29 protein-coding genes are annotated in these 25,310 nt (G+C 63.0%); 20 read left to right on the top strand and 9 right to left on the bottom strand.

Annotated features, from left to right (window positions below; genetic code table 11):
• Positions 1-25 precede the first annotated feature (25 nt).
• The 6 genes from J1M81_RS18370 to J1M81_RS18345 form a co-directional block, all read right to left on the bottom strand.
• Positions 26-1,351 carry an AIM24 family protein gene (locus J1M81_RS18370; protein ID WP_206498540.1) on the bottom strand — a complete coding sequence of 442 codons (1,326 nt, stop codon included), beginning with the start codon at positions 1,349-1,351 and terminating at the stop codon, positions 26-28.
• A 32-nt stretch (positions 1,352-1,383) separates the two neighbouring features.
• Positions 1,384-4,503: an ATP-binding protein gene (locus tag J1M81_RS18365; protein ID WP_206498602.1), complete on the bottom strand. Its 3,120-nt coding sequence runs from the start codon at positions 4,501-4,503 to the stop codon at positions 1,384-1,386.
• Positions 4,504-4,520: 17 nt separating this feature from the next.
• Positions 4,521-5,027: a hypothetical protein gene (locus J1M81_RS18360; RefSeq protein WP_241258251.1), complete on the bottom strand. Its 507-nt coding sequence runs from the start codon at positions 5,025-5,027 to the stop codon at positions 4,521-4,523.
• 320 nt (positions 5,028-5,347) lie between these two features.
• Positions 5,348-8,566 (bottom strand): helicase HerA domain-containing protein, encoded by a 3,219-nt coding sequence (locus tag J1M81_RS18355; RefSeq protein ID WP_206498538.1) that lies wholly within the window; start codon positions 8,564-8,566, stop codon positions 5,348-5,350.
• A gap of 2 nt (positions 8,567-8,568) precedes the next feature.
• Positions 8,569-9,264: a hypothetical protein gene (locus J1M81_RS18350; protein ID WP_206498537.1), complete on the bottom strand. Its 696-nt coding sequence runs from the start codon at positions 9,262-9,264 to the stop codon at positions 8,569-8,571.
• Positions 9,261-10,337: a DUF559 domain-containing protein gene (locus J1M81_RS18345; protein WP_206498536.1), complete on the bottom strand. Its 1,077-nt coding sequence runs from the start codon at positions 10,335-10,337 to the stop codon at positions 9,261-9,263. Before J1M81_RS18345 ends, J1M81_RS18350 begins: the two co-directional genes overlap by 4 nt.
• Before the next feature lie 242 nt (positions 10,338-10,579).
• Here J1M81_RS18345 and rplN point away from each other — a divergent pair, with 242 nt between their 5' ends.
• From rplN to J1M81_RS18325, 4 genes are read left to right on the top strand one after another with little or no spacing between them, the layout of a single operon-like run.
• Entirely contained in the window at positions 10,580-10,948 is a 369-nt protein-coding gene (gene rplN, locus J1M81_RS18340) for a 50S ribosomal protein L14 (protein WP_027496320.1), read from the top strand.
• Positions 10,949-11,266: a 50S ribosomal protein L24 gene (rplX, locus tag J1M81_RS18335; RefSeq protein WP_008718278.1), complete on the top strand. Its 318-nt coding sequence runs from the start codon at positions 10,949-10,951 to the stop codon at positions 11,264-11,266.
• A gap of 1 nt (position 11,267) precedes the next feature.
• The gene (gene rplE / locus J1M81_RS18330) at positions 11,268-11,840 is read left to right on the top strand and encodes a 50S ribosomal protein L5 (protein ID WP_008718275.1); all 573 of its coding nucleotides are present in this window, start codon (positions 11,268-11,270) and stop codon (positions 11,838-11,840) included.
• A 4-nt stretch (positions 11,841-11,844) separates the two neighbouring features.
• Complete coding sequence (locus tag J1M81_RS18325; protein ID WP_008718273.1) at positions 11,845-12,030, top strand: type Z 30S ribosomal protein S14; 186 nt, start codon at positions 11,845-11,847, stop codon at positions 12,028-12,030.
• A gap of 97 nt (positions 12,031-12,127) precedes the next feature.
• Here J1M81_RS18325 and J1M81_RS18320 read toward each other — a convergent pair whose 3' ends face one another.
• On the bottom strand, positions 12,128-12,820 hold the full coding sequence (locus tag J1M81_RS18320; RefSeq protein ID WP_206498535.1) for a hypothetical protein: 693 nt from the start codon (positions 12,818-12,820) through the stop codon (positions 12,128-12,130).
• A gap of 1 nt (position 12,821) precedes the next feature.
• Positions 12,822-14,189, bottom strand: a complete 1,368-nt coding sequence (locus J1M81_RS18315; RefSeq protein WP_051365096.1) for a glutamine synthetase family protein — start codon at positions 14,187-14,189, stop codon at positions 12,822-12,824.
• Positions 14,190-14,588: 399 nt separating this feature from the next.
• Here J1M81_RS18315 and rpsH point away from each other — a divergent pair, with 399 nt between their 5' ends.
• From rpsH to map, 9 genes are all read left to right on the top strand, one after another.
• The gene (gene rpsH, locus J1M81_RS18310; protein WP_008718266.1) at positions 14,589-14,987 is read left to right on the top strand and encodes a 30S ribosomal protein S8; all 399 of its coding nucleotides are present in this window, start codon (positions 14,589-14,591) and stop codon (positions 14,985-14,987) included.
• 13 nt (positions 14,988-15,000) lie between these two features.
• Positions 15,001-15,540: a 50S ribosomal protein L6 gene (gene rplF / locus J1M81_RS18305; RefSeq protein WP_027496323.1), complete on the top strand. Its 540-nt coding sequence runs from the start codon at positions 15,001-15,003 to the stop codon at positions 15,538-15,540.
• A gap of 1 nt (position 15,541) precedes the next feature.
• A complete protein-coding gene (rplR, locus tag J1M81_RS18300) occupies positions 15,542-15,958 on the top strand; it encodes a 50S ribosomal protein L18 (protein ID WP_032365631.1) in 417 nt (138 codons plus the stop codon).
• 34 nt (positions 15,959-15,992) lie between these two features.
• The gene (gene rpsE, locus J1M81_RS18295) at positions 15,993-16,667 is read left to right on the top strand and encodes a 30S ribosomal protein S5 (protein WP_032365630.1); all 675 of its coding nucleotides are present in this window, start codon (positions 15,993-15,995) and stop codon (positions 16,665-16,667) included.
• Positions 16,667-16,846 carry a 50S ribosomal protein L30 gene (gene rpmD / locus J1M81_RS18290; RefSeq protein ID WP_008718256.1) on the top strand — a complete coding sequence of 60 codons (180 nt, stop codon included), beginning with the start codon at positions 16,667-16,669 and terminating at the stop codon, positions 16,844-16,846. The genes rpsE and rpmD overlap by 1 nt, the downstream gene beginning before the upstream one ends.
• Before the next feature lie 2 nt (positions 16,847-16,848).
• Positions 16,849-17,292 carry a 50S ribosomal protein L15 gene (rplO, locus tag J1M81_RS18285; protein WP_027496326.1) on the top strand — a complete coding sequence of 148 codons (444 nt, stop codon included), beginning with the start codon at positions 16,849-16,851 and terminating at the stop codon, positions 17,290-17,292.
• Positions 17,293-17,606: 314 nt separating this feature from the next.
• Positions 17,607-18,929 (top strand): preprotein translocase subunit SecY, encoded by a 1,323-nt coding sequence (secY, locus tag J1M81_RS18280; protein ID WP_027496327.1) that lies wholly within the window; start codon positions 17,607-17,609, stop codon positions 18,927-18,929.
• Positions 18,926-19,480, top strand: coding sequence for an adenylate kinase (locus J1M81_RS18275; RefSeq protein WP_027496328.1), 555 nt, complete (start codon positions 18,926-18,928; stop codon positions 19,478-19,480). Before secY ends, J1M81_RS18275 begins: the two co-directional genes overlap by 4 nt.
• The gene (map, locus tag J1M81_RS18270; RefSeq protein WP_027496329.1) at positions 19,480-20,277 is read left to right on the top strand and encodes a type I methionyl aminopeptidase; all 798 of its coding nucleotides are present in this window, start codon (positions 19,480-19,482) and stop codon (positions 20,275-20,277) included. Before J1M81_RS18275 ends, map begins: the two co-directional genes overlap by 1 nt.
• A gap of 17 nt (positions 20,278-20,294) precedes the next feature.
• On the opposite strand, the gene J1M81_RS18265 is transcribed toward map, so the two are convergent.
• Positions 20,295-21,182, bottom strand: a complete 888-nt coding sequence (locus tag J1M81_RS18265; protein WP_206498534.1) for a glycosyltransferase family 2 protein — start codon at positions 21,180-21,182, stop codon at positions 20,295-20,297.
• A 298-nt stretch (positions 21,183-21,480) separates the two neighbouring features.
• Between J1M81_RS18265 and infA the strand changes: the two genes are divergently transcribed.
• From infA to rplQ, 7 genes are all read left to right on the top strand, one after another.
• Complete coding sequence (gene infA / locus J1M81_RS18260) at positions 21,481-21,702, top strand: translation initiation factor IF-1 (RefSeq protein ID WP_005140011.1); 222 nt, start codon at positions 21,481-21,483, stop codon at positions 21,700-21,702.
• Between the two features lie 88 nt (positions 21,703-21,790).
• On the top strand, positions 21,791-21,904 hold the full coding sequence (gene rpmJ / locus J1M81_RS18255; protein ID WP_025347279.1) for a 50S ribosomal protein L36: 114 nt from the start codon (positions 21,791-21,793) through the stop codon (positions 21,902-21,904).
• Positions 21,905-22,108: 204 nt separating this feature from the next.
• Positions 22,109-22,483 carry a 30S ribosomal protein S13 gene (gene rpsM / locus J1M81_RS18250; RefSeq protein WP_027496330.1) on the top strand — a complete coding sequence of 125 codons (375 nt, stop codon included), beginning with the start codon at positions 22,109-22,111 and terminating at the stop codon, positions 22,481-22,483.
• On the top strand, positions 22,483-22,896 hold the full coding sequence (rpsK, locus tag J1M81_RS18245; RefSeq protein WP_027496331.1) for a 30S ribosomal protein S11: 414 nt from the start codon (positions 22,483-22,485) through the stop codon (positions 22,894-22,896). Before rpsM ends, rpsK begins: the two co-directional genes overlap by 1 nt.
• Positions 22,897-22,917: 21 nt before the next feature.
• Positions 22,918-23,523 carry a 30S ribosomal protein S4 gene (gene rpsD / locus J1M81_RS18240; protein ID WP_008718223.1) on the top strand — a complete coding sequence of 202 codons (606 nt, stop codon included), beginning with the start codon at positions 22,918-22,920 and terminating at the stop codon, positions 23,521-23,523.
• Between the two features lie 99 nt (positions 23,524-23,622).
• Complete coding sequence (locus J1M81_RS18235) at positions 23,623-24,687, top strand: DNA-directed RNA polymerase subunit alpha (RefSeq protein ID WP_027496332.1); 1,065 nt, start codon at positions 23,623-23,625, stop codon at positions 24,685-24,687.
• Between the two features lie 34 nt (positions 24,688-24,721).
• Positions 24,722-25,309 (top strand): 50S ribosomal protein L17, encoded by a 588-nt coding sequence (gene rplQ / locus J1M81_RS18230; protein ID WP_027496333.1) that lies wholly within the window; start codon positions 24,722-24,724, stop codon positions 25,307-25,309.
• The last annotated feature ends 1 nt before the right edge of the window (position 25,310 follow it).

The raw sequence follows: 25,310 nt of genomic DNA, 5'->3' as shown, positions 1-25,310 counted from the left end.
ATTTGTGCTTTCCGAAGCGTGCGGCCTACCTGCCCAGCAAGCCGCCCAGCGCTCCGCCGACGCCTGCTTGCTCGCCGCCACCGGTACCGCCGACCAGTCCACCCGGCGGCTGTTCCGACGGCTGCACCACCACGAACCCCTGGCCGGCGAATTCCAGCGTGAACCTCTCTCCGGTCGAGCGGCCGATCAACGTTCCGAGCCCGAACGAGTCGTTCTTCTTCACTCTCGTCTGCAGAGACGATGACCACGCAACTGCTGCCTGCGGGTCGGCGAACGTCGGCTGGTCGACGTTCAGGACGACCGGCACTCCGTCGGTGGTGATGGCGATACGGCCCCGACCGGTGAACACACAGTTGAAGAACCCCGCGTTTCCACCCGCAGCGGCACCCTGGACACGCTTGATGTCGTAACTCAGCGAGGAGTCGAACGCGAGAACGTTGGCCCCGTTGATGGTCAGCCCGTCCGTACCGTCGAGATCGATCAGATGAACGTCCTGTGCGGCGTTGGCGAGGAACAGGTCGCCCTGGCCCGTGACCTTCATCAGGGGGACGCCTTCGCCGGACAGGGCTTGTTTGAGGGCTCGACCTATACCCCCGGAGCCCTTGGCCTCGAACTGCAGAGTGCCCTGGTACGCGACCATCGAGCCGGCCCGAGCCATGATCTCGCCGTTCATGCCGACCCGGCACATCTTGCTGCCCTGTTTCTGAATCCCCGATCCGGGAACTTCGGCGTGGGCGGGCGCGAACAGTTCACTTCTCATGGCCAGGACTCCTTGTGGGACAGGTGAATTCACGATCGCTTCGCTTCGGTGCGAGGGCGGTGCCGTCGGTGCCTCGGGTGTGGGCGGATCGTCGTCCTCGACGCTGATACCGAACGCGGTGGCCAGGCCCGCCAACCCATCGGCGTACCCCTGGCCCACCGCCCGAATTTTCCATTGCTGGTTGCGGCGATAGAACTCCAGGATGACGAGAGCACTCTCGTCGCCGAGTGCGTCGGCGGTGAATCCGACGATCGCACCGCCCGACGCGTCGGAGACGGTCACCGATGTCGGGCCGGCGGCAGCGAACGTTGCCGGACCGGTACCGTCCAGCGATGCCGCGATGGCAACGGTCTCGATATCGGCTGGAATCGCGGAGGGATCGATCAGGACGAGATGGCCGGAAGGTCCGCGCTGGTACTCGAGGCCCGCGCCCTCGGGTTGGTTGTAGAACACCAGATCCGCGTCCGAACGCACCCGTCCGTCCGGCCCCAACAGCAGCGCGGAGACGTCGACCGACGTCGAGGCGGCAAGTGTCACCGTCAGCCGGCCGGTCGGAGCGGGGCAGTTCTCCCCGCGAGCGAGGTTTTTCATCGGATCCAGTGTGCCAGTGTCGACGCGTGCTGTCAGGAACGCGCGAGTTCGATGACTTCTTCCTCGGTCGGCGGGCTCTTCGGGTGGTAGGACAGGCACAGGGGAGTGGCGGTTCGCCGGAACTCTGCGCCCTCGACGGCAGCGTAGAACTGCCCCGCGGGCAAACGGCCGACATCGGGTACCGAGCCGCCTTTGACGCGGGCCATCTCCTTGGCCGCCTCGACCTGGGACGGGCTGTTGAGCAGTCCGTAGAACTGCGTCGACGCGTTTCCGGCGATGCGGTTGTGCAACCCCTTCGGTGCCTGCGTGGCAAATACGAGACCGAGACCGTACTTCCGCGCCTGCGACGCCAGCGCAAGTGTGCTGTGTGTCGCTGCGGTCGTGCGATCGGAGGGGGCGAAGTTCTGCGCCTCGTCCATCACGAACAGTCCGCCGAGCGGCCGGTCACCCGCGGGGTTCTTCTTGATCCAGGAGAACAGGCCCATCTGCAGCTGATTGACGAAGCTCTGCTTCTGCTCGTCGGTGGTCAGGCCCGCCAGATTGATCACCGATACTCGGGCCTTCTTTCCGTCGGCCGGAGTCAGCAGCACTGCCGGGTCGACCGGGGTGCCCGCCCCTGCGAACATGGGGTCGTTGGCCACGGCAGCCTTCAGATTTTCGGCCAGTCCCTGCGCGATCCGTACGGCATCGCGCAGGTCGCTGGTGTCCTCGGGCAATTCTTCGAGCAGGTCGATGAAGTCCGCCAGCGTGCCGCCCTGTGGGCGTCGACCGAAGAGATCGAGCGCCGACTTCAGCACTGCGCGGCCGTGTTTCGCCTTCTGGGAAGTACCCAGGACGCCGGCGGCGGGCTCGAGCGACGCCAATGCGGATTCGACGGAGGAATCGAACTCGTCGGCATCACCGAGAACGCTGACGAAATCGGGCAGTGGCTGAAAGCTCAGCGGTCGGCCCGCCGACTTGCGGGGCGTCCACACCACGACGTCGGTGTCGCGTAGATACGCCGCCGCCTTGGCCTCGTCGCCCGGCGGCCACGTCCGTTCGTCCTCGGGCCACGCGGTGCCGAGGCGAGCCAGGTCGTTGTTGACGTCCAACACGATCGCCGAAACACCTTGCAGCGCACATTCTTCCACCAGTCGGCGAATCAGTACCGTCTTCCCTGATCCGGAACCCGCGAAGATCGCTGTGTGCTTACGGAGCGCCTCGAGTTGGATTGCGACGTCCGCACCGGTGCTCACTTCCGACCCGGCGACGATCGACGGCCGGCGGCTCGCAATCGGTTCGGCCGCGACGGTGTTCTCGGGTTCGATCAATGCGGTGTCGTCGTCGACGACGCTGACTGCAGGCAACACGGAGGAGAACAGTTCGACCTCGTGTGCGGGCTTGCGCGCGAGCAACCACGACGTGAGAGCGGGGGAGTTCTCGGCCAGCAGGACCGACAGAGCCGCCAAGGCCCTGCGGTCCTCGTCGCCGAACGGAACGACAATGCCGCCGGCACGTCGCAGAGCGGCGACGGTCTGCTCGGTCTTCGCGCCATTCGGCCACGGGTCGTTTCTGATGAGGATCAGTCGCCGTTTCGGCATGTCTGCCCTGAGGCCGGCCGTGGTCACTGCACGCTCCACACGGGCCAACGCGGCCCTGGCGTTGCCGGAGGTGACCGCGCGGAAGCACCAGTGCTCCTCGTCGTCCGTATCGGTGTCGACGGTATGTCGCAGCCTGGCATGCAGGGCAGGCTTGCCGCTCGGAGGTGGGTCCTGGGCAAGGCTGTCGTCCGAGGACTGATGCTCGTGGATCCACGCGGTCAGGCCCGCAGACAGGAGTGCGGGGACGATCGAGTCCTCACTGTCGGGCTTCAGCGGAATGGAGACGTCGACCTGTTTGCGCAGTTCTGCGTAGCGATCGTCGAGTATGTCGAGTTCGTCGACCCGTGCTTTGGGGAGGTCCTGCGCATCCGCGGGCCCGGACTTGTCCGTGAAACTCTCCAACTCCGACGCGACGCCGGTGTCGAGGCAGTGCCTGATGTGACGGTCGACCGCGATCAGCAGCTGCCGCGGAGTGAAGTCCGGGGCCTGCTCGAATGCGTCGGGTGCCACCGGCCACGTCGGATGCGGCGGGGTGAAGCCGGCCTCGAGAAAGCACGCCGCCAGACGGCGGCCCAGTAACAGGCGTCCGATGTCGGACGACGGAATCGGCTTGAGAGGCTGCGTCACTCGGAAGCGGTCGCGCATCGGTGCCACACCGCGGGCAGCGATCAACTCCCACGCGCTCGACAGTGCCGAGAGAACCGACGCGGTGCGAGGAAGCGTTTCGCGCAGCGACATCAGACCGTGCGCCAGTTGCTCGACGACCTTGTCTTCCTGTGCGTCGGCGAACTCCTGATCCGATCCCGTTCGGGATTGCGCGACCAACGTGTCGATCTGGTCTATCGCAAGAATTGTCGGACCGGTGATGGCCAGCAGTCGTGAGATGTTCTCGGCGATGCCTTGGTGACCGAGCTCGGCCCGGCGGATTCCCCAGGGCGAGAATTCTTCGGCATCGACGTCGTCGATCGACTGCAGGTATGCGTCACCGAGATCCTGGACGGCCGAATCGGGGGCGATGGACAGCACCAAGGCGCGCAGCGTGTGCTGCGAGGTACGCCGATGTCGAGGGTGGACCTTGTATACGGCGGTGACGAAGTCGTTCAGCGTTTCGGCGTCGATCATGTTCTCGCCCATGATCTTTGCGCGTTGTTCGTCGGGAATGTCGCCGATCGTGCACAAGCGACGCAGCAGAAGTGCGAGTTGGCTGTCGGATCCTTGGCCGGAGGGCCGCATCAGGTCGTCGAGCATCCCCATGAGAGTCGACCGCCAGAAGCCCGCGGCGTCGAGCAGCCTGATCAGGAAGAAGTACCCGCCCTTCTGCTGCACCTCCTCGCGCACCTGCCCCAGCAGATGCGTCTTGCCGGATCCGGCCGGCCCGCGTACGACGACTCCGAGCGGGCTGGCGTCATCCGACGTGTCCGCGTCGTCGTAGGCGTTCATCACCTCGAGGAACACCCGCTCGTGCATACCGGGAACGTGCACGTTGGACTGCGAACGCCACACGTCGTCGGGGGTCGGGGCCCAGCTCAGCCGTACCGATTCCAGAGCCCGGATCTGCTCGTTGTCCGTCATCGTGGAGTTCACGCCCATCATGATTCGATCGAGAGAAGGTGGTTCTGCTGATTACCGACGACGACGGCTGCGGCGCGCTCTTCGTCGGTCAGCGTCTTCTGGTTTTCCTCGGGTATCAGCGAGACGTCCGCGGCGCGGCGCAGCCGTGCGAGTGCATCGTCGAGATCGGCACGAGGTATGTCTCGCAACTCGTTTCGCAAGCGAGACAGCCGAACGGTGCTACCGGGTTCACGTGCGAGCGACGCGTACGCGGTGCGAATCGAGGCCTCGATGTCGACGGTATCTTTTGCCTGCCCGCCTGCTCTATCTTCAGGCTGCCGCGGTGAGAAGATCTCGGATGGCCGAGACCCGGACTGATCCAACCACCGCTGGATGCCTGCAAGAACGGTAAACAGCGCGCGATCGGATCCGTTCGACCTATCGGCCGGTTCGGTGCCCATCAGATCTGTGCAGTACTTCCAGCCTCGGTCGGTCAGCTCGACGCGCACTTGTCTGTTGGACGCGTCGACCTTGATGAGTCCCATGTGCACGAGCTTCTCTCGCGACGCCCTTCCAAGTTGTGGTCCGAGGCGCGCGAGCTCCGGGTTGGAAACGGCTCTCGCTTCTGCCATCAACACGAGTAGTACAGCCGCCTCCGAGTTGGTAAGCCGGTCGCCCATGAGTAGCTCCCTCCGTTGTCCGACAGGCGCTCGAACGTACGCCACCAGCCTGTGGGCCGCCGCTAGCGGACACAATCAACGCCCCTCAAGTTGCGCCGTTCGAGCCTGCAACCTGTCACCGAAAACCGTACATGGCCCGTATGACGTGTATTCCGCGACGGCCGCGCGTGCCGCCATCGCTGGACTCAGTCCCTGGGCATCGTTGGAATCCGCCCAGCCTCAGTCGCAGGGTTGGCCAGAGCGAGGACTTCTTCCTCTGTAGGAGGACTCTTGGGGTGGTACGACAGGCACAGCCGTGTCCTGGTTCGAACGAACACCGATTCCTCGACGGCCGTGTAGAACTCACCGGCTGGAAGTTTCCCGATATCAGGGACGGTCCCGCCCTTGACTCGGGCTACCTCTTTGGCGGCTTCGATCTGAACCGGGGCGTTCAGTCGCCCGTAGAACTGCGTCGCGCAATTACCTGGAATCTTGTTGTTGAGTCCCTTCGGAGCCTGTGTTGCGAACACCATTCCCAGGCCGTACTTCCGCGCCTGCGACACCAACGCCAGAGTGCTGTGTAGGCAGATCGTGGTGCGGTCGGATGGGGCGAAATTCTGTGCTTCGTCGAGAACGAAGAGCCCGCCCAAGGGCTTGTCCCCGGCAGGGTTCTTCTTGATCCAGGCAAAGAGCGCCATTTGAAGCTGGTTGACGAAGTTCTCCTTCTGCGATGCCGTCGTCAATCCCGACATGTTGATCACCGAAATCCGCGCTCGCTTGCCAGCGCTCGGTGTCAGCAGCATGCCCGGATCAGCCGATGCGCCCGCACCGCCGAACAGGGGGTCCGTCGTCGTGGATGCCTTGAGGTTCTCAGCCAGGTCCGAAGCAATCTTGACCCCGTTCTTGAGCGTGCTCGCATCCTCCGGGAAATTTTCGAGGAGTTCGATGAAATCGTCGAGGCTCCCTTGCGATCGATGCCCGAAATCGACGAGTGCTTGTCGGAGAACGGCCATCATCTGGCGTCCCTTGGCCGTGCGGCCAATTGCCATCGCCTGAGGTGCAAGTGATGCCAGCGCGCTCTCGACTGCCGAGTCGAATTCGTCCGGGTTGTCGATGACGTCCGCAAAATTCGGCAGCGGCTGAAAGCTCAATGGGCGACCCGCATTTCGGCGCGGAGTCCACACGACGACTTCACTCCCGTCGAAGTAGCCGCGAGCCTTCGCCTCATCCCCATCGGCCCACGTCCGTTCGCCGATGGGCCATTCGACCCCCAATCGAGATAGGTCGTTGTTCGGGTCGAGCACGATGGCAGAAACTCCCTTCAATGCGCATTCCTCGAGGAGTCGGCGAATCAGAACCGTTTTGCCCGAGCCGGATCCGGCGAAGATCGCAGTGTGCTTGCGTAGGGTCTCCAACTCGACACTCACCTCTGGGCCGCCGTCCGCGGGTGTGCCCAGTGGGATCGAGTTGTCCGACAGAGTGGGTGTGCGGCTCGGTGCGCTTGTGGATGAGTTCTTGGACTCGGCCTTCGCCGGGCCCACCTCGTTCGATGGGAAGAGGCCGAGTTCGGTGGTCGGCGGCTGGGTGGCCGTCCGTTCGGCTGAGTTGGAATCGCCGGTACGGTCCGGGAGCACCTCACGGAACAACGCCACCTGATGAGCAGGTCGCCGCGCCACGAGCCACTGTTGTAGGTTCTCTACCTTCTGGTCCCTCATGGTCCGCAGGGCGGACAAGGTTCGCAGGTCGGCCTCGCTGAATTGGACAACGATCCCGCCCGCCTCCTCGAACGCACTCACGGTCTTAACTGTCTTGGGCCCGCCCGGCCACGGCGTGTTGCGCAGAATCACCAGACGGCGCTTGGCGGTACCCTGGGTCAAACCTGCTGCAGTACATGCTTTTTGAATTCGGTTTTGAACCGAAATGGGATGGGTAGCGGCGATTGCGCGGAAGCCCCAGTGTTCCTGATCGTCGGTGATGTCGTCGAGAATTCGTCGGATTCGGCCGTGTAGGGCCGGTTTGCGCCCGGGGTCGGCATCGCGCGTGAACTTGTGCTCGACGACACCCGTCTCGGCAATCCAGGCGTCCAGCCCTGCACCGAGAATCGCTGGTACCTCGTCGTCCTCGTCATCTGCATCGAGAGCGGCGAGATCGGCATCGGCCTTGAGCTCGGCAAACCGTTCGTCGAGTTTCGCCAAATCCGTCTCAAGCGGTGGCGTTGTAGTCTCGTCGATTTTGACGGGACTCTTGCCGAGGTCGGAGAGCTCAGTGATCTTGTTGTTGCGCAAGCAGAATTGTATGTGGTCGTTTACAGCCCGGAGGAGCGTTCGAGGGTTGTAAGTGATGACGTCGTTGAAGGCTTCGGGCGCAATCGGCCACGTCGGATGCGGGGGAGTGAAGCCGGCTTCTGCGTATTGCGCCGCGAATCTCTTCGCCACGATTTCGACGCCGATCTCTCGGGTCGGAATCTGACTCAGGTATTCCTTGACTGGATAGCGGTCTTTGACGGACTCGACCGTGTTGTCGGCAATGAAGGTCCACGCTGCCGGAAGGCAGGAGACAACTGGAACAGTACTGACCAGGTTCTCACGTAACCCCATGAGCCCGTGGGCAATACTGTCCAGTTGTGTTCCCTGCTCAGGAGTGAACGAGCCGGTTTCGGCGTCGGTCTGCTGACGAGATTGGGCTATGAGGGTGTCGATCTGGTCGATCGCAACAATTGTCGGCGCGCTGAGGGACAGCAGCCAAGAAATGTCCCGGGCAACTTGCTGCGACGTCAGCACCGCATTTGGCAGTCCCCAAAATGTGCGCTGCTGGTGGTCGAGCGCGTCGTTCGATCTGAGGAATGCATCGCCGAGGTCTTGGAGGTCGAAATCCGCGCTGGCGGCCAGAACCAGGGCCCGCAAGATGTGGCGTGTGTCTCTGATTTTCGGGTACTTGCGACGTAGCGAATCGATGAACTGCGTAATCAGCTCGGGCGATACTGTTCGTTCACCCTGTATTGCTCGGCATTCGACTCGACCGAGGCCGGCCAAAGTGCCGAGATCCCATAGAAGTTTCTCGAGCTGAGTGTCGAAGTTCGGTGTCGGCCGCTCGAGGTCCGTCAGAATTCCGTGCAGCACCGAATCCCAGAATGCCTTCTCGTCCAACAATTCGATGAGGAAGAAGTATCCGCCGCGCTGCTGAACTCGCTCTCGAATCTGACCGAGCATGTGCGTCTTTCCAGACCCCGCAGCCCCTTGGATCACGACGCCCAAGGGCTTGGACACGGGGCGAGTGCGCGCACTGTCGAAGGACTTGATCACGCTCTCGACGGCGGCTTCGTTGATTCCGTCGACGTGAAGGTCGTTGGTGCGCCACACATCGTCGGGTGTGGGTGCCCACGTCAGCTGAATCGAAGACAGCGCGTCGTGTTCTGCAGAAGTCATCGTCATCTGACTGCCATATTGTTTCGGTTCTGGCCGCCGATATGCAGTGCAGCAGAACGATCTTCGCCAGTGAGAGCCTTCTGGTTCGCTTCAGGAATCAGGTTGATCTTCTGTTCGCGGTAAAGCGAGCTGAGCACGTCATCGACTGCGCCTCGGTCCAGTCCGGCGAGATCGGCCCGGAGTCGGGTTAGCGACACGAATGCCTTCGGCTCGCGGGCAAGTCGGTAGTAAGCGGAGCGAATTCGGGTTTCGATGTCGACGTCCGTGTTGGGGGCGACCGCCCGACCATCCGCGGCATCCGGCTCCTTCGCCGGCGTAGGCGATGCCGGCTCGGTGGATGTGGACTCGCCCTGGGCGGGGAGGAAGACTTCGTTCGGCTCGATCCCAACGCGGTCGAAGTACCTTCGCATGGCACGAAGAAGCGTATACAAGGCCTTTCCACCACTGCGGCTCGCTTGTGAGGGAGCCTCGGCACCAAACTCCTCGCTGCCTCGAGCCCACCCCGCGTCCGTAAGTTCGACGACCATCCCGGGACCGACCTTCTCGACGGAAATCAGTCCGGCGTCGACCAGTTTGTTGCGTGGCTTCACCGGGAGTCCGGACCCGAGGGTCGACAGCTCAGTCAACCGCACCGGTCGAGACTCCGCCATCAGTACGAGCAGTGTGGTCCGTTCGACGAATGTCAGATCGGTAGTCACGGGTGTTGTCCTTCTTTCGCGGCGGTGAGGGTGTTCGACGTGGAGGTTCGGTTGTGGCGATGTTGTCGTAGAGCGGCCTCTATCTCGTCGATAACTTGCCATATGTTCGACAGCACGCGTTCGTTCGGAATGCGGAGAACCTGAAAGCCCAGACCGCGAAGGAAGTCGTCCCGCCTCCGGTCGCGCGCGCGACGCCATGGAGAGGAGTGTTCGTAGCCATCGAGCTCGACGACGAACAAGTCGTCGAGCCAGGCGATGTCGAGAAAATACAGTTGAGCGATCGGGCTGTATTGGAATGGATGGTTCAGCCGCCGACCGGTGGCCCAGGCCCGATTGGATAACTCTCTTTCGATATGTTTCTCGACGGCGCTGCCTGGATGGGGCCTTCCTGCGACCGCCTTGTACTCGGCGGTTGGTTCTTGCTGTCTGTGGTGGTCGGTGTTGTCGACAGCCTGCAGGTATTCCGGCAATGTCACGTAGACGACGGACATTCGCTCGACGGTTGGAACTGGGTTGTCCACGAGCCAGATGGCGAACCCACGGGCAGCCAGCCATTCCGATGCCGAAGCGAGTGAATGCTGTCGAGATGTGGTCAGCTGGTCCGAGCTGACCACGAGCGCTACCTTGTCTTTTTCCCAGCTGGCTCCCAGCACGCCGGCTAGACCTTCCGCGACCTCAGCATCGGAGAAGCGACTGCGATGCGACGTTGGTTCGCCGGATAGTGATCGTTCGGCGAGATCGGACAGGAATGGCCCGTAGTGACCGCTGCGCGCCGCCAGGCGTCGTGCATGTATCCGAACTGCGGCGTAGTCGAGCGAGCTGTGTCCGTGCACGGTTTCCGCGTCGGCCAGCCAAGCTGGGAAGAGGTCGATTGCGGCTTTGGTGAGAGCGCCCAGAATTTGCGCGATGTATTGCGACTGCGTATTCGAGGGTTCGACGTGAACTCTGATGACCGCCGGTCCTGCTGCGGATAAGTCGTCGAGAGCAACAGTGATGGCATCGCCAGGTGCCCCAATCAGGCATGCAGCACGGTCGAGCGGAAGCCGCCAATCATCGACGTGCGAATCCTTCATGTAGCCACCGCTGCGGGATACTGGGCTGTCACCAGGGAAACCATACCGGTGGTTCGTTTCCAGCGTGCGCCGAGCTTTCGCCGAAGCGTCTGGAGCGATTTGGATCCTGGAGGCCCGTTCCCCTACACTTGACCGGTTGCCTGTGGCAGCGGTGTGTCTTCGTGCGCCCGCTCTCGGCAGCCGACCGCGCGTGTCGGGACGGAAATCCGGCACGTACGTACATCCAGGTCAAGGAGAAGTTAGTGATTCAGCAGGAGTCGCGAGTACGCGTCGCTGATAACACGGGCGCGAAGGAAATCCTTTGCATCCGCGTTCTCGGTGGTTCGTCACGTCGCTACGCCGGAATCGGCGACATCATCGTAGCTACGGTGAAAGACGCCATTCCCGGTGGAAACATCAAGAAGGGTGAGGTCGTCAAGGCCGTCATCGTCCGCACCGTCAAGGAGCGTCGCCGTCCGGATGGCTCGTACATCCGTTTCGACGAGAACGCTGCAGTGCTGATCAAGCCGGACCACGACCCCCGTGGAACCCGCATCTTCGGCCCGGTCGGCCGCGAGCTGCGTGAGAAGAAGTTCATGAAGATCGTCTCGCTCGCCCCGGAGGTGCTGTAAATGAAGGTGCACAAGGGCGACACCGTTCTCGTGATCGCAGGCAAGGACAAGGGTGCCAAGGGCAAGGTCATTCAGGCCTACCCCGCTGACTCCAAGGTTCTGGTCGAAGGCGTGAACCGCATCAAGAAGCACACCGCGGTCTCTGCCAACCAGCGCGGCGCATCCTCGGGTGGCATCGTCACTCAGGAAGCCCCGATCCACGTATCGAACGTCGCAGTTGTCGACTCGGACGGAAACCCCACTCGCGTGGGCTACCGGACCGACGAAGAATCCGGCAAGCGCGTTCGTGTTTCCCGCAAGAACGGGAAGGACATCTGAGATGACTACCACCGAGAACATCGCGGGCGAACAGCCCCGCCTCAAGGCGCGCTACCGCGCCGAGATCAAAGACGCCCTGAACACCGAGTTTGCATACGAGAACGTCATGCAGATCCCCGGCATCGTCAAGGTCGTCGTCAACATGGGTGTCGGCGACGCCGCCCGTGACGCCAAGCTGATCAACGGCGCAGTTGCAGACCTCGCTGCCATCACCGGCCAGAAGCCGGAGATCCGCAAGGCGCGCAAGTCCATCGCACAGTTCAAGCTGCGCGAAGGAATGCCCATCGGCGCACGCGTCACCCTCCGTGGCGACCGCATGTGGGAGTTCCTCGACCGTCTGGTCTCCATTGCCCTTCCCCGAATCAGGGACTTCCGCGGCCTCTCGGGCACGCAGTTCGACGGCAACGGAAACTACACGTTCGGCCTCAACGAGCAGTCGATGTTCCACGAGATCGACGTGGACAAGATCGACCGTCCGCGCGGCATGGACATCACCGTAGTAACCACCGCAACCAACAACGAAGAAGGCCGCGCGCTGCTCAAGCACCTCGGCTTCCCGTTCAAGGAGAACTGAGTCCATGGCGAAGAAGGCATTGGTCAACAAGGCCAACAAGAAGCCGAAGTTCGCGGTGCGTGCATACACTCGCTGCAACCGCTGCGGCCGTCCCCATTCCGTGTTCCGCAAGTTCGGCCTCTGCCGTATCTGCGTGCGCGAGATGGCACACGCCGGAGAGCTTCCCGGAGTTCGCAAGAGCTCCTGGTGATCTGAGGCCTCCGGGCTTCACCACACCACGCTGATGGGCGTGGGTTCCGAAAGGAACCCACGCCCATTTTGCGTTGCTCAGGTCCTGACTTTCACACCTACCACACGTCGTGTCGTAGATCCAGAGAGCGGACCAGATCCACCGCCGCATGATGATCCTGGCTGTCGACGATCAGCAGCAGGCCACGCTCGGACATCGCCGACGCGAGGGCATCGGTGGAGACGGTTCTACATCCAGGCGGCATGTCCGGGTCTCCGAGTTCCCGGTAGGTGTCGGCAATCGCCACTACGTCCTCGACTGGATCGAATCCCCAGACGGTCACGAAATGTCCTACGTTCCAGTCGAAGTCGGTCAACTCTGCAGTATGTACATTCGCCAACGATGCGAAGCGGAAAGGCCCGTCGGCAAGACGGTCGAGTAGCAGACGCAATCGCTCGACGGAGGGCCCCACGATGGGAACCACGGCGACGCGGTGATCGGTCGCGGTCTCGATGCCCTCCGTGAGACCTGCTGCCGTGGTCCCGGCTGCGTCGATCGATGCGGCTCTCGGCAGTAGATCCCACCCGTCGGTGATTCGGGGGGTTCCGGGAGGACGGGCCGAGTCGATTGCACCCGGCCAGATCGCGGACCTCGACGCGACCGCGAGTGCCGTCACGCCCGGTGCGTCGTCGCCCATGACGGCCGTCAGCGCAACCGATGCCGAGAACGGTCCGCAGAGTTGATCCGGTTGCGGCAGAGCATGATCGAGGGCCGAGACGATGGTGGTTGCCCCGGCGAACCTGCGCAGCATCTCAGTAGATCCAACGCAACGATTCGAGCAGTTCGTCCTCGGTATGACTCTCCGCCCACGTGGCATCGGCGTCCCGGCAGGCGACGAACGCGCCCAGAAGTTCCATGCCCAACACGTCTCGGACCAGTGCGGACGACAGGAGGTCTTCGCGCTGCTGCGCGTGGGTCGTCGCGAGAGGCGAGATCCCCGCGGCATCCCGACGAGCATCGTCCCAACCTCCTACGTCCTCCTGGACCGGAGGCGGCAACTGCGCCGAATCCACCACTCCCGCCAGACCGGCCGCGATCGTGACGGCCAGCGCCAGGTACGGATTGGCGGACGCGTCGCACGCCTTCAACTCGACGTTGGTGTGTTCCGGGCCGAGAAGGGGCGTGGCCGGTACGAGTCGCACTGCAGCTTCGCGGTTCTCGACGCCCCAGAATCCGAAGGCACCTGCCCAGTACCCCGGTCGACGACGCAGCAGTGACCCCGAACTCGGTGCCGTGATGGCAGTGAGTCCCGGGAGTTCTCGAACGAGGCCCGCGATGTACGCCTGCCCGGTGTCGGACAGTCCGTACTCTCCGTCGCCGGTCAGAGCGTTGTGACCGTCGCGAACCAGTGATGTGTGTAGGTGCCATCCGTTACCCGCACTGCTCGACGAGGGCAGGGGAGCGAAGCTTGCCCTCAGGCCCTGGGCTTTGGCCGCTGAGTGGATGGTCTGCCGCGCGAGTACCTGCGCGTCGGCCGCAGCAAGTGGATCGAGTGGACTCAATGCGATCTCCAGCTGGGAGCCGCCGTACTCGGCATGAATCTGCCCGATGTCGAGGCCATTCGCAGACAGCGCCTCGAGCAATAGAACGACGAATTGATCGACATCGCGGAGTGCGTTCGCCGAGTAGGCAGGTCCGCGATGAGCGGACAGTCCGTCCGACTCGCGAGTCAGGGCGAACTCGATCTCGAATCCGGCCCGTACCTCGAAACCGGCATCGGACGCCTTCTGCACCTGCCGCTCGAGAACTGAGCGCTGATCGTAGGGCCACGGTGTGCCGTCTGCCGAGACCTGTCGTCCGTGCGCCCAGGCCAGCCCCGGCTGTCCGGACAGGGCGACCACGCTCGACGCGCTCTCGATCACCGGAATCAACCGCACATCGCCGGACGGTGTCGACAGTCCTTCGTGGGCGAATGTGATCCCGTCATGCGAATCGAATACCGCGAACACCGCGGTGACTCCCACTCCACGCCGTGCGACTGCAGTCAATTCTGCGGTGGGCACGGTGCGTGATCGGACGATGCCGTTGTTGTCGACCCAGCCGATCGTCACCCCTGCGATGTTGCGGTCACGCAGAGTGTGGGTGAGGTGGTCGATGTCGACTGCCTTCGAGTCCGTCATGGTCCGACGTTAGCGAAGAAGTACTCGTCGGGGTGTCCGACTGGACCCGAGCTGTCCCGCAATGGTAAGGCGATTTGGTCTTCGGGTGCGCGATGCCTACACTAGAGCGGTTGCCCGGGCTTCGTCGTGCCTGCACGCGAGTCCTTGCAATACAACAAACGCAACCTCGAGTTCTCCGCACGTCAGCATTGAACATGCGGAAGCTCGTAACACCTGGCAGTGCAGCGATGCATTGCTTGGAGCGCAACCCCTGACCGGCAACAGTCGGTCAGGACATGTTCACTTCGCTGTAGGCCCACGATGTGACGAGCCAGGCCCGATGGGTTCTCCGGAACCGGAAGGCACCAGCCCGCGCGTGCTGCATGGGAACCGCTGCGAGAAAGGTGCACAGGTCACACCATGACGATGACCGATCCAATTGCAGACTTCTTGACCCGTCTGCGCAACGCCAACTCGGCGTACCACGACGAGGTGAAGCTTCCCCACTCGAAGCTCAAGGCGAACATCGCCGAGATCCTCAAGCGCGAGGGCTACATCTCCGATTACCGCACGGAAGACGCCGAGGTGGGCAAGACCCTCATCGTCGATCTGAAGTACGGCCCGAGCCGTGAGCGCAGCCTCGCCGGCGTGCGACGCGTCTCCAAGCCCGGTCTCCGGGTGTACGCAAAATCCACCAATCTGCCCAAGGTTCTCGGCGGCCTGGGCGTGGCGATCATCTCCACGTCCACCGGTCTGCTCACGGAGCGTCAGGCTGCCAAGCAGGGTGTGGGCGGAGAAGTCCTCGCCTACGTCTGGTAGGGGAGGCCACACCATGTCACGTATTGGAAAATTGCCGGTCGCAGTCCCCGCTGGCGTCGATATCACCATCGACGGCCAGGACGTTGCGGTCAAGGGCCCCAAGGGTGCCCTGAGCCTGACAGTCGCCGAGCCCATCAAGATCGCCCGCGCCGACGACGGCACCATCGCCGTCACTCGGCCCGACGACGAGCGTAAGAGCCGCTCGCTGCATGGTCTCTCGCGCACTCTCGTCGCGAACCTCATCACCGGTGTCACCAACGGTTACACCACCAAGATGGAGATTCACGGCGTCGGTTACCGCGTCGTACTCAAGGGCAAGGACCTCGAGTTCGCACTCGGTTACAGCCATCCCGTGCTGATCGAAGCACCCGAGGGCATCACGTTCACGGTCGAGTCGCCCACGCGATTCACCGTTGTCGGCATCGACAAGCAGAAGGTCGGTCAGATCTCTGCCAACATTCGTCGTCTGCGGCGTCCGGACCCGTACAAGGGTAAGGGCATCCGCTACGAGGGTGAAGTGATCCGCCGCAAGGTCGGAAAGACGGGTAAGTGATATGAGCCAGCAAACAGCAGACAAGGCGAACGTCGTCAAGCGCACACCGCGCGGCACCGACGTCTCGACGAAGCGTCGCCTGTCGAAGGCACGTCGTCACTTCCGCCTTCGCAAGAAGATCTCCGGAACGCCCGAGCGTCCGCGCTTGGTCGTCAACCGGTCCTCGCGTCACATCCACGTGCAGTTGATCGACGACCTGGCGGGCCACACGCTGGCCAGCGCGTCGAGCATCGAAGCCGATGTGCGCGCACTCGAGGGCGACAAGAAGGCCGTCAGCGCGAAGGTCGGCGAGCTCATCGCCAGCCGTGCGAAGGCAGCCGGCGTCGAGGCAGTCGTGTTCGACCGCGGCGGCAACAACTACAGCGGCCGCATCGCGGCACTCGCAGACGCTGCCCGCGAAGGCGGGTTGACGTTCTGATGATGACAATGACTGACAACGGAAGGACAGCCTGATGCCGGGACGTCAACGGCGTGACGGCGGAAGCGGCCCCGCCGGACAGAACAGTGGCCCCAACGCAGGTGGCGACAACAACCAGCGCGGCGACAACCGCGGTGGTGGCGGTCGCGATCGTCGTGACAACGGCCGTGGCGGCAACGCTGCGGACAAGTCGAACTTCATCGAGAAGGTCGTCACGATCAACCGCGTCTCCAAGGTGGTCAAGGGTGGTCGACGCTTCAGCTTCACCGCCCTCGTCATCGTCGGTGACGGCAACGGACTGGTCGGCGTCGGCTACGGCAAGGCCAAGGAAGTTCCCGCGGCCATCCAGAAGGGTGTCGAGGAGGCTCGCAAGAGCTTCTTCCGCGTCCCGATGATCGCCGGCACCATCACCCACCCCATCCAGGGCGAAGCCGCTGCCGGCGTCGTCATGTTGCGTCCGGCCAGCGCCGGTACCGGCGTCATCGCCGGTGGTGCTGTTCGCGCAGTGTTGGAGTGCGCCGGTGTCCACGACGTGCTGTCGAAGTCGCTCGGTAGCGACAACGCCATCAACGTCGTGCACGCGACCGTCGCAGCCCTCAAGGGTCTGCAGCGTCCCGAGGAAGTTGCGGCTCGCCGCGGCCTGACCCTCGAAGAGGTTGCACCCGCCGGAATGCTGCGCGCACGCGCACAGGCAGGAGCGGTGAAGTAATGGCTCAGCTGAAGGTCACTCAGATCAAGAGCACCATCGGCCAGAAGGCGAACCAGCGTGACAGCCTGCGTACTCTCGGGCTCAAGGGCATCCGCCAGACGGTCGTCCGCGAGGACAACCCGCAGAACCGCGGACTGGTCAACACGGTGCGCCACCTCGTAACTGTTGAGGAGGTCTAACCATGACCATCAAACTGCACCACCTGCGCCCCGCAGCCGGATCCAAGTCGACGAAGATTCGCGTCGGCCGTGGTGAAGGTGGCAAGCGCGGCAAGACCGCAGGTCGCGGTACCAAGGGAACCGGCGCACGCAAGAACGTGCCGGCACGCTTCGAGGGTGGCCAGATGCCCCTCCACATGCGGCTCCCGAAGCTCAAGGGCTTCACCAACCGCAACCGTGTCGTGTTCCAGGTCGTGAACCTGCGCGACATCGAGCGCCTGTTCCCCGAGGGTGGTCAGATCGGTATCCCCGAGCTGATCGCCAAGGGAGCTGTTCGCAAGAACGAGCTCGTCAAGGTTCTCGGAGACGGAAACCTCACCGTGAAGGTCGATATCTCGGCCAACAAGTTCACGGGCTCCGCCAAGGAAAAGATCGCCGCTGCCGGCGGTTCTGCAACCGAGGTATGAGCATTGCTTCGATGTGCTGAGTAGCAGCGCGTCGAGCAGCAGTTCGTGACGATGGCCGCAGCCACAGCTCTCGGAGCTGAGCTGCGGCCATCGTTGCCTACACGGAATGTCGTGTGTGTCGACCGATCGGCCAGGGTCCAACACTGACCGTCGGTCCGTTCGATGCGCACTGTTAGAGTTCTAGAGTTCAGAGAAGTTCGTACCGATGCGGTCGATGTATGTCGTCCGCAGTCCATGCTCGTGAGGCTCACGGGAGCATCAGTCGCTCCCGACGAAGCACTCGCGGCGTCAACGCAGTCGTGCCAGGAGGATCTTTGCTTTCCGCCTTCGTGTCGGCCCTCAGGACTCCTGACCTGAGACGGAAGATCCTCTTCACGCTCGGTCTGGTGGCCCTGTATCGCTTCGGTGCAACACTGCCGTCGCCGGGTGTCGACTACGCCAATGTCCGAGCATGCATCGACCAGGTCTCCGGTGGAGATTCGGCGGGCATCTACTCGTTGATCAACTTGTTCTCCGGTGGAGCGCTCCTCCAGCTCTCGGTGTTCGCGATCGGCATCATGCCGTACATCACCGCCAGCATCATCGTGCAGCTGCTCACCGTCGTCATTCCCAAGTTCGAGGAACTCCGCAAGGAGGGACAGTCGGGCCAGGCCAAGATGACGCAATACACGCGTTACCTGTCGATCGCACTGGCCATCCTGCAGGCGACCGGCCTGGTGGCCCTCGCTTCGCGCGGCCAATTGCTCCAGGGATGTCAGCAGGACATCATCGCCGACCAGTCCATCTTCGGGCTCGTCATCATCGTGCTGGTCATGACTGCAGGCGCAGCCGTCGTGATGTGGTTCGGCGAGGTCATCACCGAGCGCGGTGTCGGCAACGGAATGTCGCTGCTGATCTTCGCCGGAATTGCCTCGCGCATCCCGTCCGAGGGCAACTCGATTCTGGAGAGCCGCGGCGGGTTGGTCTTCGGGTTCGTCTGCTTCGCAGCGTTCCTCATCATCACCGGTGTGGTCTTCGTCGAGCAGGGTCAGCGCCGAATCCCGGTCCAGTACGCCAAGCGCATGGTCGGCCGGAAGATGTACGGCGGCTCGTCCACGTATCTGCCGCTCAAGGTCAACCAGGCCGGCGTCATCCCGGTGATCTTCGCGTCCTCGCTCCTCTACCTACCCAATCTCATCGCCCAGCTCACGTCCGCCAGCACCGCAACCGATCCGAGCTGGTGGCAGCGGATCATCAACGAGTATCTGGTGAACCCGGCGAACCCGGTGTACATCGCTATCTTCTTCGGGCTGATCGTCTTCTTCACGTACTTCTACGTGGCGATCACGTTCAACCCCGAAGAGCGGGCCGACGAGATGAAGAAGTTCGGTGGATTCATCCCGGGTATCCGACCGGGTAAGCCGACAGCCGATTACCTCAACTACGTTCTCAGTCGCATCACGCTGCCCGGTGCGGTGTACCTGGGCACCATTGCGGTGCTTCCCAACCTGTTCCTCGACATCGGCAGTTCGGGCGGAGCTCAAAACCTTCCGTTCGGTGGTACCGCCGTGTTGATCATGGTCAGCGTGGGCCTCGACACCGTGAAGCAGATCGAAAGCCAGCTGATGCAGCGTAACTACGAAGGGTTCCTCAAGTGAGACTTGTTCTGCTCGGTCCCCCCGGTGCCGGCAAAGGCACTCAGGCCGTCCTCCTCTCCGAGAAGCTGGGCGTGCCACACATTTCGACAGGCGATCTCTTTCGCGCCAACATCGGCGAGAAGACCCCGCTCGGATTGGAAGCGAAGAAGTACCTCGACGCGGGCGACCTCGTGCCGAGCGAACTCACCGTGGACATGGTGCGCAGTCGACTCGCCGAGCCCGACGCCGTCAACGGATTCCTGCTCGACGGTTTCCCGCGTTCGGTCGGTCAGGCCGAAGCTCTGGTCGACATCCTCTCCGACCTGAACGCGCATCTCGATGCAGTGCTGTCCTTCGTCGTCGACGAGGACGTCGTCGTGGACCGTATGCTGGCGCGCGGCCGTGAGGACGACAAAGAGGACGTCATCCGTAATCGGCTCAAGGTGTACCGCGACGAGACGGCACCGCTGTTGGACTACTACTCCGACAAGCTGGTCACCGTCGATGCGATCGGTGAGGTGGACGAAGTCAACGCCCGCGCGCTGAAGTCCATCGAGGACCACGGCAAGTAATGGCGTTCGGCCGTAAACGAAAAGTCGTCCCGTTCAAGAGCGCTGGTGAGCTCGACGCGATGGCGGCAGCCGGTGCCGTGGTAGGTGCCGCTCTCGTCGCCGTACGAGATGCAGCCAAGCCCGGGGTCTCGACGCTCGAACTCGACCGAGTTGCCGAGGCGGTCATCCGTGATGCCGGTGCGGTGCCCTCTTTCCTGGGGTACCACGGTTTCACCGGCAGCATCTGCTCCTCGGTGAACGACCGCGTCGTGCACGGCATTCCGTCGGCGGACGAGTTGTTGGTCGCCGGTGATCTCGTGTCCATCGACTGCGGTGCCGTTCTGGACGGTTGGCACGGAGATTCGGCGTGGACGTTCGGCGTCGGCGACATCATCGAGGCCGATGCGTTGCTGAGCGACGCGACCAGGCTTTCCATGGAGGCCGGGATCGCTGCGATGATCCCCGGCAATCGTCTGACCGACATCTCCCACGCCATCGAGTCCGGTACGCACGCGGCCGAGGATGCTCACGGTCGCAAATACGGAATTGTCGACGGTTACGGCGGCCACGGAATCGGCCGCGAAATGCATATGGACCCGTTCCTCGCGAACGAGGGCGCGCCGGGCAAAGGACCGGAGCTCGTGGTGGGTTCCACGCTGGCCATCGAACCGATGTTGACGCTCGGTACCTACGAGACCGACATTCTCGACGACGGGTGGACCGTGGTGACCACCGATGGTTCTCGTGCGGCGCACTGGGAACACACGGTCGCGGTGACCGAGGACGGCCCGCGAATCCTGACGGTTCGGCCTCGTTAGAACTACCAGGTCAACGCTCACCAGGTGAGTGACGAGTACCGGCGGCCCCCTCGGATGAGTCCGAGGTGGGCGGCCGTCAGGCGTAGCCAGAGGCGAGTCGGCATCCGAGTCACTGCGGTCGGCAGCAACGGGTTTCGTACCGCGAGCGCGAGGAGCGCTACGGAAATTGTGCGGATTCGGAACGGCGGGCATCCGGCAGCCCGATACATTCCGCGGACGTGGGCCGATCCGTATCCCAGTGCCCCGGCCTGCTTCCAATTGTCCCGGCGGCCGGTGCGCAAACGATATTCGACCAGCGGCTCGGCTATGAAGTGCAGGCGGGCACCCGATTGCTGTGCGCGCCAGGAGAATTCCATGTCCTCGCTGGCATGAACGAATTCGAGCATCCCGCCGAGATCTCGGTAGGTCGACGCGCGGCACGCCATACTCGCCCCGATGACGAACGGGCGAAAGGGCGACTTGCCCTGATTCGAAGGTGGGGCGAACGGAACTGCGGCGCGCGTCGCTTCGGAGTTCAGCGCCTCGGTGCTCAGGCCGGTTCCCACGAGGTCGTAGCTGTCCAGTTCGGCGGTGATGCGCCGCAGCCATGTCGGGTGTACGACGTCGTCGGCATCGCAGAAGGCCAGCAGCGGGCCCTCGGCTGCTTCCGCTCCGCGATTGCGGGCATGCGACGCGCCTGGGGTGCCGGACGAATCGACGTACTTCAGATTCAAGTGGGCCCGTAGCGCGTGGTCCTCCACGAACTCGCGCACTCCGTCGGTCGAGCCGTTGTCGCTGACGACGACCTCGAACGGGGCGTCGTAGTCCTGGTGTGCGAGCGCGCGTAGTTGCTCGTCGAGCACATCTCTGGCGTTGTGTACGGGAATGATCACGGAGACGGCTGGGCCGGACGGGTTGGAACTCAAGAGGGCACCTTGCGGGCTCGGTGGCTGAACGATGGCGGGCGGACGAAAGGTTAGCTCAGTTAATCTAACGTCGCCATCCGACGCGTTTCGTGCCCGCTTCGCGCGCATTTGGCCAGATCTGTCTTTGCCGGTAACATAGATCGACGGTGCGCCCTGCGTACCGGATGTTCGCATGCCTCGAGGGCTGTGCGGCCCTCCGGCGATACTCCGACTCGGTTCCGAGGAGTCGGTCAGTGGGCATCACGGTAACGGAAACAGATGCAATCAACCAGGTGTGAGAGCCAGGATCGCGGAGGATATGGCCAAGAAAGACGGTGCTATCGAGGTAGAGGGCCGAGTTGTCGAACCGCTGCCCAATGCGATGTTTCGCATTGAGCTCGAAAACGGCCACAAGGTACTCGCCCACATCAGCGGAAAGATGCGTCAGCACTACATCCGCATCCTTCCCGAGGATCGCGTCGTGGTAGAGCTTTCGCCCTACGACCTCACGCGTGGACGCATCGTTTACCGCTACAAGTAAGAGCTTCCTCGGCCATGTCCGGTCGGGGAGAACCATGCTCGGTCCGCTGCTCGCAGCGCGTCCGAGCTACACACAGGAGATCAACGACGTGAAGGTTCAGCCGAGCGTCAAGAAGATCTGCGAGAAGTGCAAGGTGATTCGTCGTAACGGACGCGTCATGGTGATCTGCGACAACCTGCGTCACAAGCAGCGTCAGGGATAACCACCGAGCATCACGCACGTCGGCTTGGCAACAGCTAGAAGATGACCTCCCAGCACCAACCGCAACACACGCGTTGCGGCAGACCCCCGGCACGGAGGCCGGGGCCCCACTGAGTTTGTTGAAAGACGCTTCCCACCCCAGCGGTGAGAAGGACACAGGGGACGGACTGGGAGCAGACCTCCGGACAAGAAAAGGAAATGCCACATGGCACGTCTCGCAGGTGTGGATCTGCCGCGCGAAAAGCGCATGGAGATCGCACTGACTTACATCTACGGCGTCGGCCGTACCCGCTCCAAGGAAATTCTCGCAGCAACGGGCGTCAGCCCCGACCTGCGCAGCAAGGATCTCGGCGACGACGATCTGCGCAAGCTCAGCGATTACATCAACGAGTCCCTCAAGGTCGAGGGCGATCTGCGCCGCGAGGTGCAGGCCGACATCCGACGCAAGATCGAAATCGGCTGCTACCAGGGTCTTCGCCACCGTCGTGGTCTGCCCGTCCGTGGACAGCGCACCAAGACCAATGCGCGTACCCGTAAGGGACCCAAGCGCACCATTGCCGGCAAGAAGAAGGCGAAGTAATGCCCCCCAAAGCACGCGGTACCGGTCCGAAGAAGGCGCAGAAGACGCGTCGCAGGGACAAGAAGAACGTCCCGCACGGATCTGCGCACATCAAGAGCACGTTCAACAACACGATCGTGTCGATCACCGACCCCGCCGGAAACGTCATCTCGTGGGCGTCCTCGGGACACGTGGGCTTCAAGGGCTCGCGCAAGTCGACTCCGTTCGCCGCACAGCTCGCAGCCGAGAACGCTGCGCGCAAGGCTCAGGAGCACGGCGTCAAGAAGGTCGACGTGTTCGTCAAGGGTCCCGGCTCCGGCCGTGAGACCGCGATCCGCTCACTTCAGGCCGCAGGCCTCGAGGTCGGCACCATCTCCGATGTCACCCCTCAGCCGCACAACGGCTGCCGTCCGCCCAAGCGGCGTCGGGTCTAGCGGGAAGGAAAGGTTTAGAAAATGGCACGTTATACCGGTCCTATCACCCGCAAGTCGCGTCGTCTGCGCGTCGACCTCGTCGGAGGCGACCAGGCGTTCGAGCGTCGTCCCTACCCGCCCGGCCAGCACGGCCGCGCGCGGATCAAGGAGAGCGAGTACCTGCTCCAGCTGCAGGAGAAGCAGAAGGCTCGCTTCACCTACGGCGTCATGGAGAAGCAGTTCCGTCTGTACTACAAGGAAGCCAACAGGGCCGCCGGCAAGACCGGTGAGAACCTGCTGACCATCCTCGAGACTCGCCTCGACAACGTCGTCTACCGTGCGGGTCTCGCACGTACGCGTCGTCAGGCACGCCAGCTGGTCACCCATGGCCACTTCCTCGTGAACAACAAGCGAGTGGACATCCCCAGCTACCGCGTCTCGCAGTACGACATCATCGATGTCCGCGAGAAGTCCGCGCAGACCCTGCCGATCCAGATCGCTCGTGAGAGCTACGGCGATCGTCCGGTGGCTCCGTGGCTGCAGGTCGTCCCCAACCGTCTTCGCATCCTGGTTCACCGGGTGCCGGAGCGCGCACAGATCGATGTGCCGCTCCAGGAGCAGCTCATCGTCGAGTACTACTCGAAGTAAGGCGCAGCACGCATGTGAGTCTCCCCGCGAGGCTCACATGCGTCTTCGCCTCCACACGTGGGCGTCAAATAGCGGACGCCCGTACAGGAGGAACACAGAATGCTCATTTCACAGCGCCCGACGCTGACCGAAGAGGTCATCGCCGACAACCGCTCGAAATTCGTCATCGAGCCGCTCGAGCCCGGTTTCGGTTACACACTCGGCAACTCGCTCCGCCGCACCCTGCTGTCGTCGATCCCCGGCGCTGCTGTCACCAGCATCCGTATCGACGGCGTCCTCCACGAATTCACCACCGTTCCCGGAGTCAAGGAAGATGTCACCGACATCATCCTGAACCTCAAGGGACTCGTGGTGAGCTCCGAAGAAGACGAGCCGGTCACCATGTACGTCCGCAAGCAGGGCCCCGGCGCTGTCACCGCAGGCGACATCGTGCCTCCGGCCGGCGTCACGGTGAACAATCCGGATCTGCACATCGCGACCCTGAACGACAAGGGCAAGTTGGAGATCGAGCTCGTCGTCGAGCGCGGTCGCGGCTACGTCCCCGCCGTTCAGAACAAGGCATCGGGTGCCGAGATCGGCCGTATTCCGGTCGACTCGATCTACTCGCCCGTGCTCAAGGTCACCTACAAGGTGGAGGCCACCCGCGTCGAACAGCGCACCGACTTCGATCGGCTCGTTCTCGACGTGGAGACCAAGAATTCCATCACCGCGCGGGACGCGCTCGCTTCGGCGGGCAAGACCCTGGTTGAGCTCTTCGGCCTCGCCCGTGAGCTGAACGTCGAAGCAGAAGGCATCGAGATCGGACCCTCGCCCGCCGAGGCCGATCACATCGCATCCTTCGGACTCCCCATCGAGGATCTGGACCTGACGGTTCGTTCCTACAACTGCCTCAAGCGCGAAGGTGTTCACACCGTCGGTGAGTTGGTTGGTCGTACCGAGTCCGATCTGCTCGACATCCGTAACTTCGGGCAGAAGTCCATCGACGAGGTGAAGGTCAAGCTGCACTCGCTCGGCCTTTCCCTCAAGGACAGCCCCGCGTCGTTCGATCCGAGCACCGTGCCTGGCTACGACGCCACCACCGGCACGTGGAGTGACACCGACGCAGGCTCCTTCGGCGATACCGAAGGCGCCGAGCAGGACTACGCCGAGACAGAACAGCTGTAATCAGCTCGCTGGAGCTCTTACTAGGAGATTCATCATGCCCAAGCCCACCAAGGGCCGCCGTCTCGGCGGGTCGGCGTCACACCAGAAGGCCATCCTGGCCAACCTGGCGACGTCACTCTTCGAGCACGGCCGCATCACCACCACCGAGTCGAAGGCCAAGCGCCTTCGTCCCCACGCCGAGAAGCTCGTCACCCATGCCAAGAAGGGTGATCTGGCCCATCGTCGTGAGGTTCTCAAGACGATCAACAACAAAGATGTCGTGCACAAGCTCTTCGCCGAGATCGGGCCTTTCTTCGCCGATCGCGACGGTGGCTACACGCGCATCATCAAGACCGTCCCCCGTAAGGGTGACAACTCGCCGATGGCCATCATCGAGCTCGTCAACGAGCAGACGGTGTCCAACGAAGCCGACCGCGCACGCCGCGTGAAGGCATCGAAGGCTGCTCCCGCCGCAACCGAGGCTCCGGCCGAAGACACGGCAGACGACAACGTCGTCGAGGCTGTCGAAGCCGACGCGACCGACGCCGAGGTGGCCAACGCCGACGCAGTCATCGAAGGCATCGAGGACAACGACGCTCACGCGTCGGACGCCCCCGAGGCCGAGGATGCGAAGAAGGACTAGT

The sequence above is a fragment of the Rhodococcus sp. KRD175 genome, assembly GCF_017168275.1.
Classification (GTDB): domain Bacteria; phylum Actinomycetota; class Actinomycetes; order Mycobacteriales; family Mycobacteriaceae; genus Rhodococcoides; species Rhodococcoides fascians.
Note: the sequence above shows the minus strand (reverse complement) of the source record. Positions and strands in the feature narration are given on the sequence as shown.

Excerpts from the sequence above, each read along its gene's own strand:
- J1M81_RS18325 (WP_008718273.1), top strand. The coding sequence starts at position 11,845 with ATGGCGAAGAAGGCATTGGTCAACAAGGCCAACAAGAAGCCGAAGTTC.
- rpmD (WP_008718256.1), top strand. The coding sequence starts at position 16,667 with ATGGCTCAGCTGAAGGTCACTCAGATCAAGAGCACCATCGGCCAGAAG.
- J1M81_RS18370 (WP_206498540.1), bottom strand. The coding sequence starts at position 1,351 with ATGAAAAACCTCGCTCGCGGGGAGAACTGCCCCGCTCCGACCGGCCGG.
- rplE (WP_008718275.1), top strand. The coding sequence starts at position 11,268 with ATGACTACCACCGAGAACATCGCGGGCGAACAGCCCCGCCTCAAGGCG.
- rpsK (WP_027496331.1), top strand. The coding sequence starts at position 22,483 with ATGCCCCCCAAAGCACGCGGTACCGGTCCGAAGAAGGCGCAGAAGACG.
- rpsM (WP_027496330.1), top strand. The coding sequence starts at position 22,109 with ATGGCACGTCTCGCAGGTGTGGATCTGCCGCGCGAAAAGCGCATGGAG.
- J1M81_RS18315 (WP_051365096.1), bottom strand. The coding sequence starts at position 14,189 with ATGACGGACTCGAAGGCAGTCGACATCGACCACCTCACCCACACTCTG.
- map (WP_027496329.1), top strand. The coding sequence starts at position 19,480 with ATGGCGTTCGGCCGTAAACGAAAAGTCGTCCCGTTCAAGAGCGCTGGT.
- J1M81_RS18235 (WP_027496332.1), top strand. The coding sequence starts at position 23,623 with ATGCTCATTTCACAGCGCCCGACGCTGACCGAAGAGGTCATCGCCGAC.
- J1M81_RS18320 (WP_206498535.1), bottom strand. The coding sequence starts at position 12,820 with ATGCTGCGCAGGTTCGCCGGGGCAACCACCATCGTCTCGGCCCTCGAT.
- rpsD (WP_008718223.1), top strand. The coding sequence starts at position 22,918 with ATGGCACGTTATACCGGTCCTATCACCCGCAAGTCGCGTCGTCTGCGC.
- rplQ (WP_027496333.1), top strand. The coding sequence starts at position 24,722 with ATGCCCAAGCCCACCAAGGGCCGCCGTCTCGGCGGGTCGGCGTCACAC.
- rplF (WP_027496323.1), top strand. The coding sequence starts at position 15,001 with ATGTCACGTATTGGAAAATTGCCGGTCGCAGTCCCCGCTGGCGTCGAT.
- J1M81_RS18345 (WP_206498536.1), bottom strand. The coding sequence starts at position 10,337 with ATGAAGGATTCGCACGTCGATGATTGGCGGCTTCCGCTCGACCGTGCT.
- J1M81_RS18365 (WP_206498602.1), bottom strand. The coding sequence starts at position 4,503 with ATGACGGACAACGAGCAGATCCGGGCTCTGGAATCGGTACGGCTGAGC.
- rpsE (WP_032365630.1), top strand. The coding sequence starts at position 15,993 with ATGCCGGGACGTCAACGGCGTGACGGCGGAAGCGGCCCCGCCGGACAG.
- J1M81_RS18355 (WP_206498538.1), bottom strand. The coding sequence starts at position 8,566 with ATGACTTCTGCAGAACACGACGCGCTGTCTTCGATTCAGCTGACGTGG.
- rplO (WP_027496326.1), top strand. The coding sequence starts at position 16,849 with ATGACCATCAAACTGCACCACCTGCGCCCCGCAGCCGGATCCAAGTCG.
- rpsH (WP_008718266.1), top strand. The coding sequence starts at position 14,589 with ATGACGATGACCGATCCAATTGCAGACTTCTTGACCCGTCTGCGCAAC.
- infA (WP_005140011.1), top strand. The coding sequence starts at position 21,481 with ATGGCCAAGAAAGACGGTGCTATCGAGGTAGAGGGCCGAGTTGTCGAA.
- J1M81_RS18360 (WP_241258251.1), bottom strand. The coding sequence starts at position 5,027 with ATGGGACTCATCAAGGTCGACGCGTCCAACAGACAAGTGCGCGTCGAG.
- rplX (WP_008718278.1), top strand. The coding sequence starts at position 10,949 with ATGAAGGTGCACAAGGGCGACACCGTTCTCGTGATCGCAGGCAAGGAC.
- rplR (WP_032365631.1), top strand. The coding sequence starts at position 15,542 with ATGAGCCAGCAAACAGCAGACAAGGCGAACGTCGTCAAGCGCACACCG.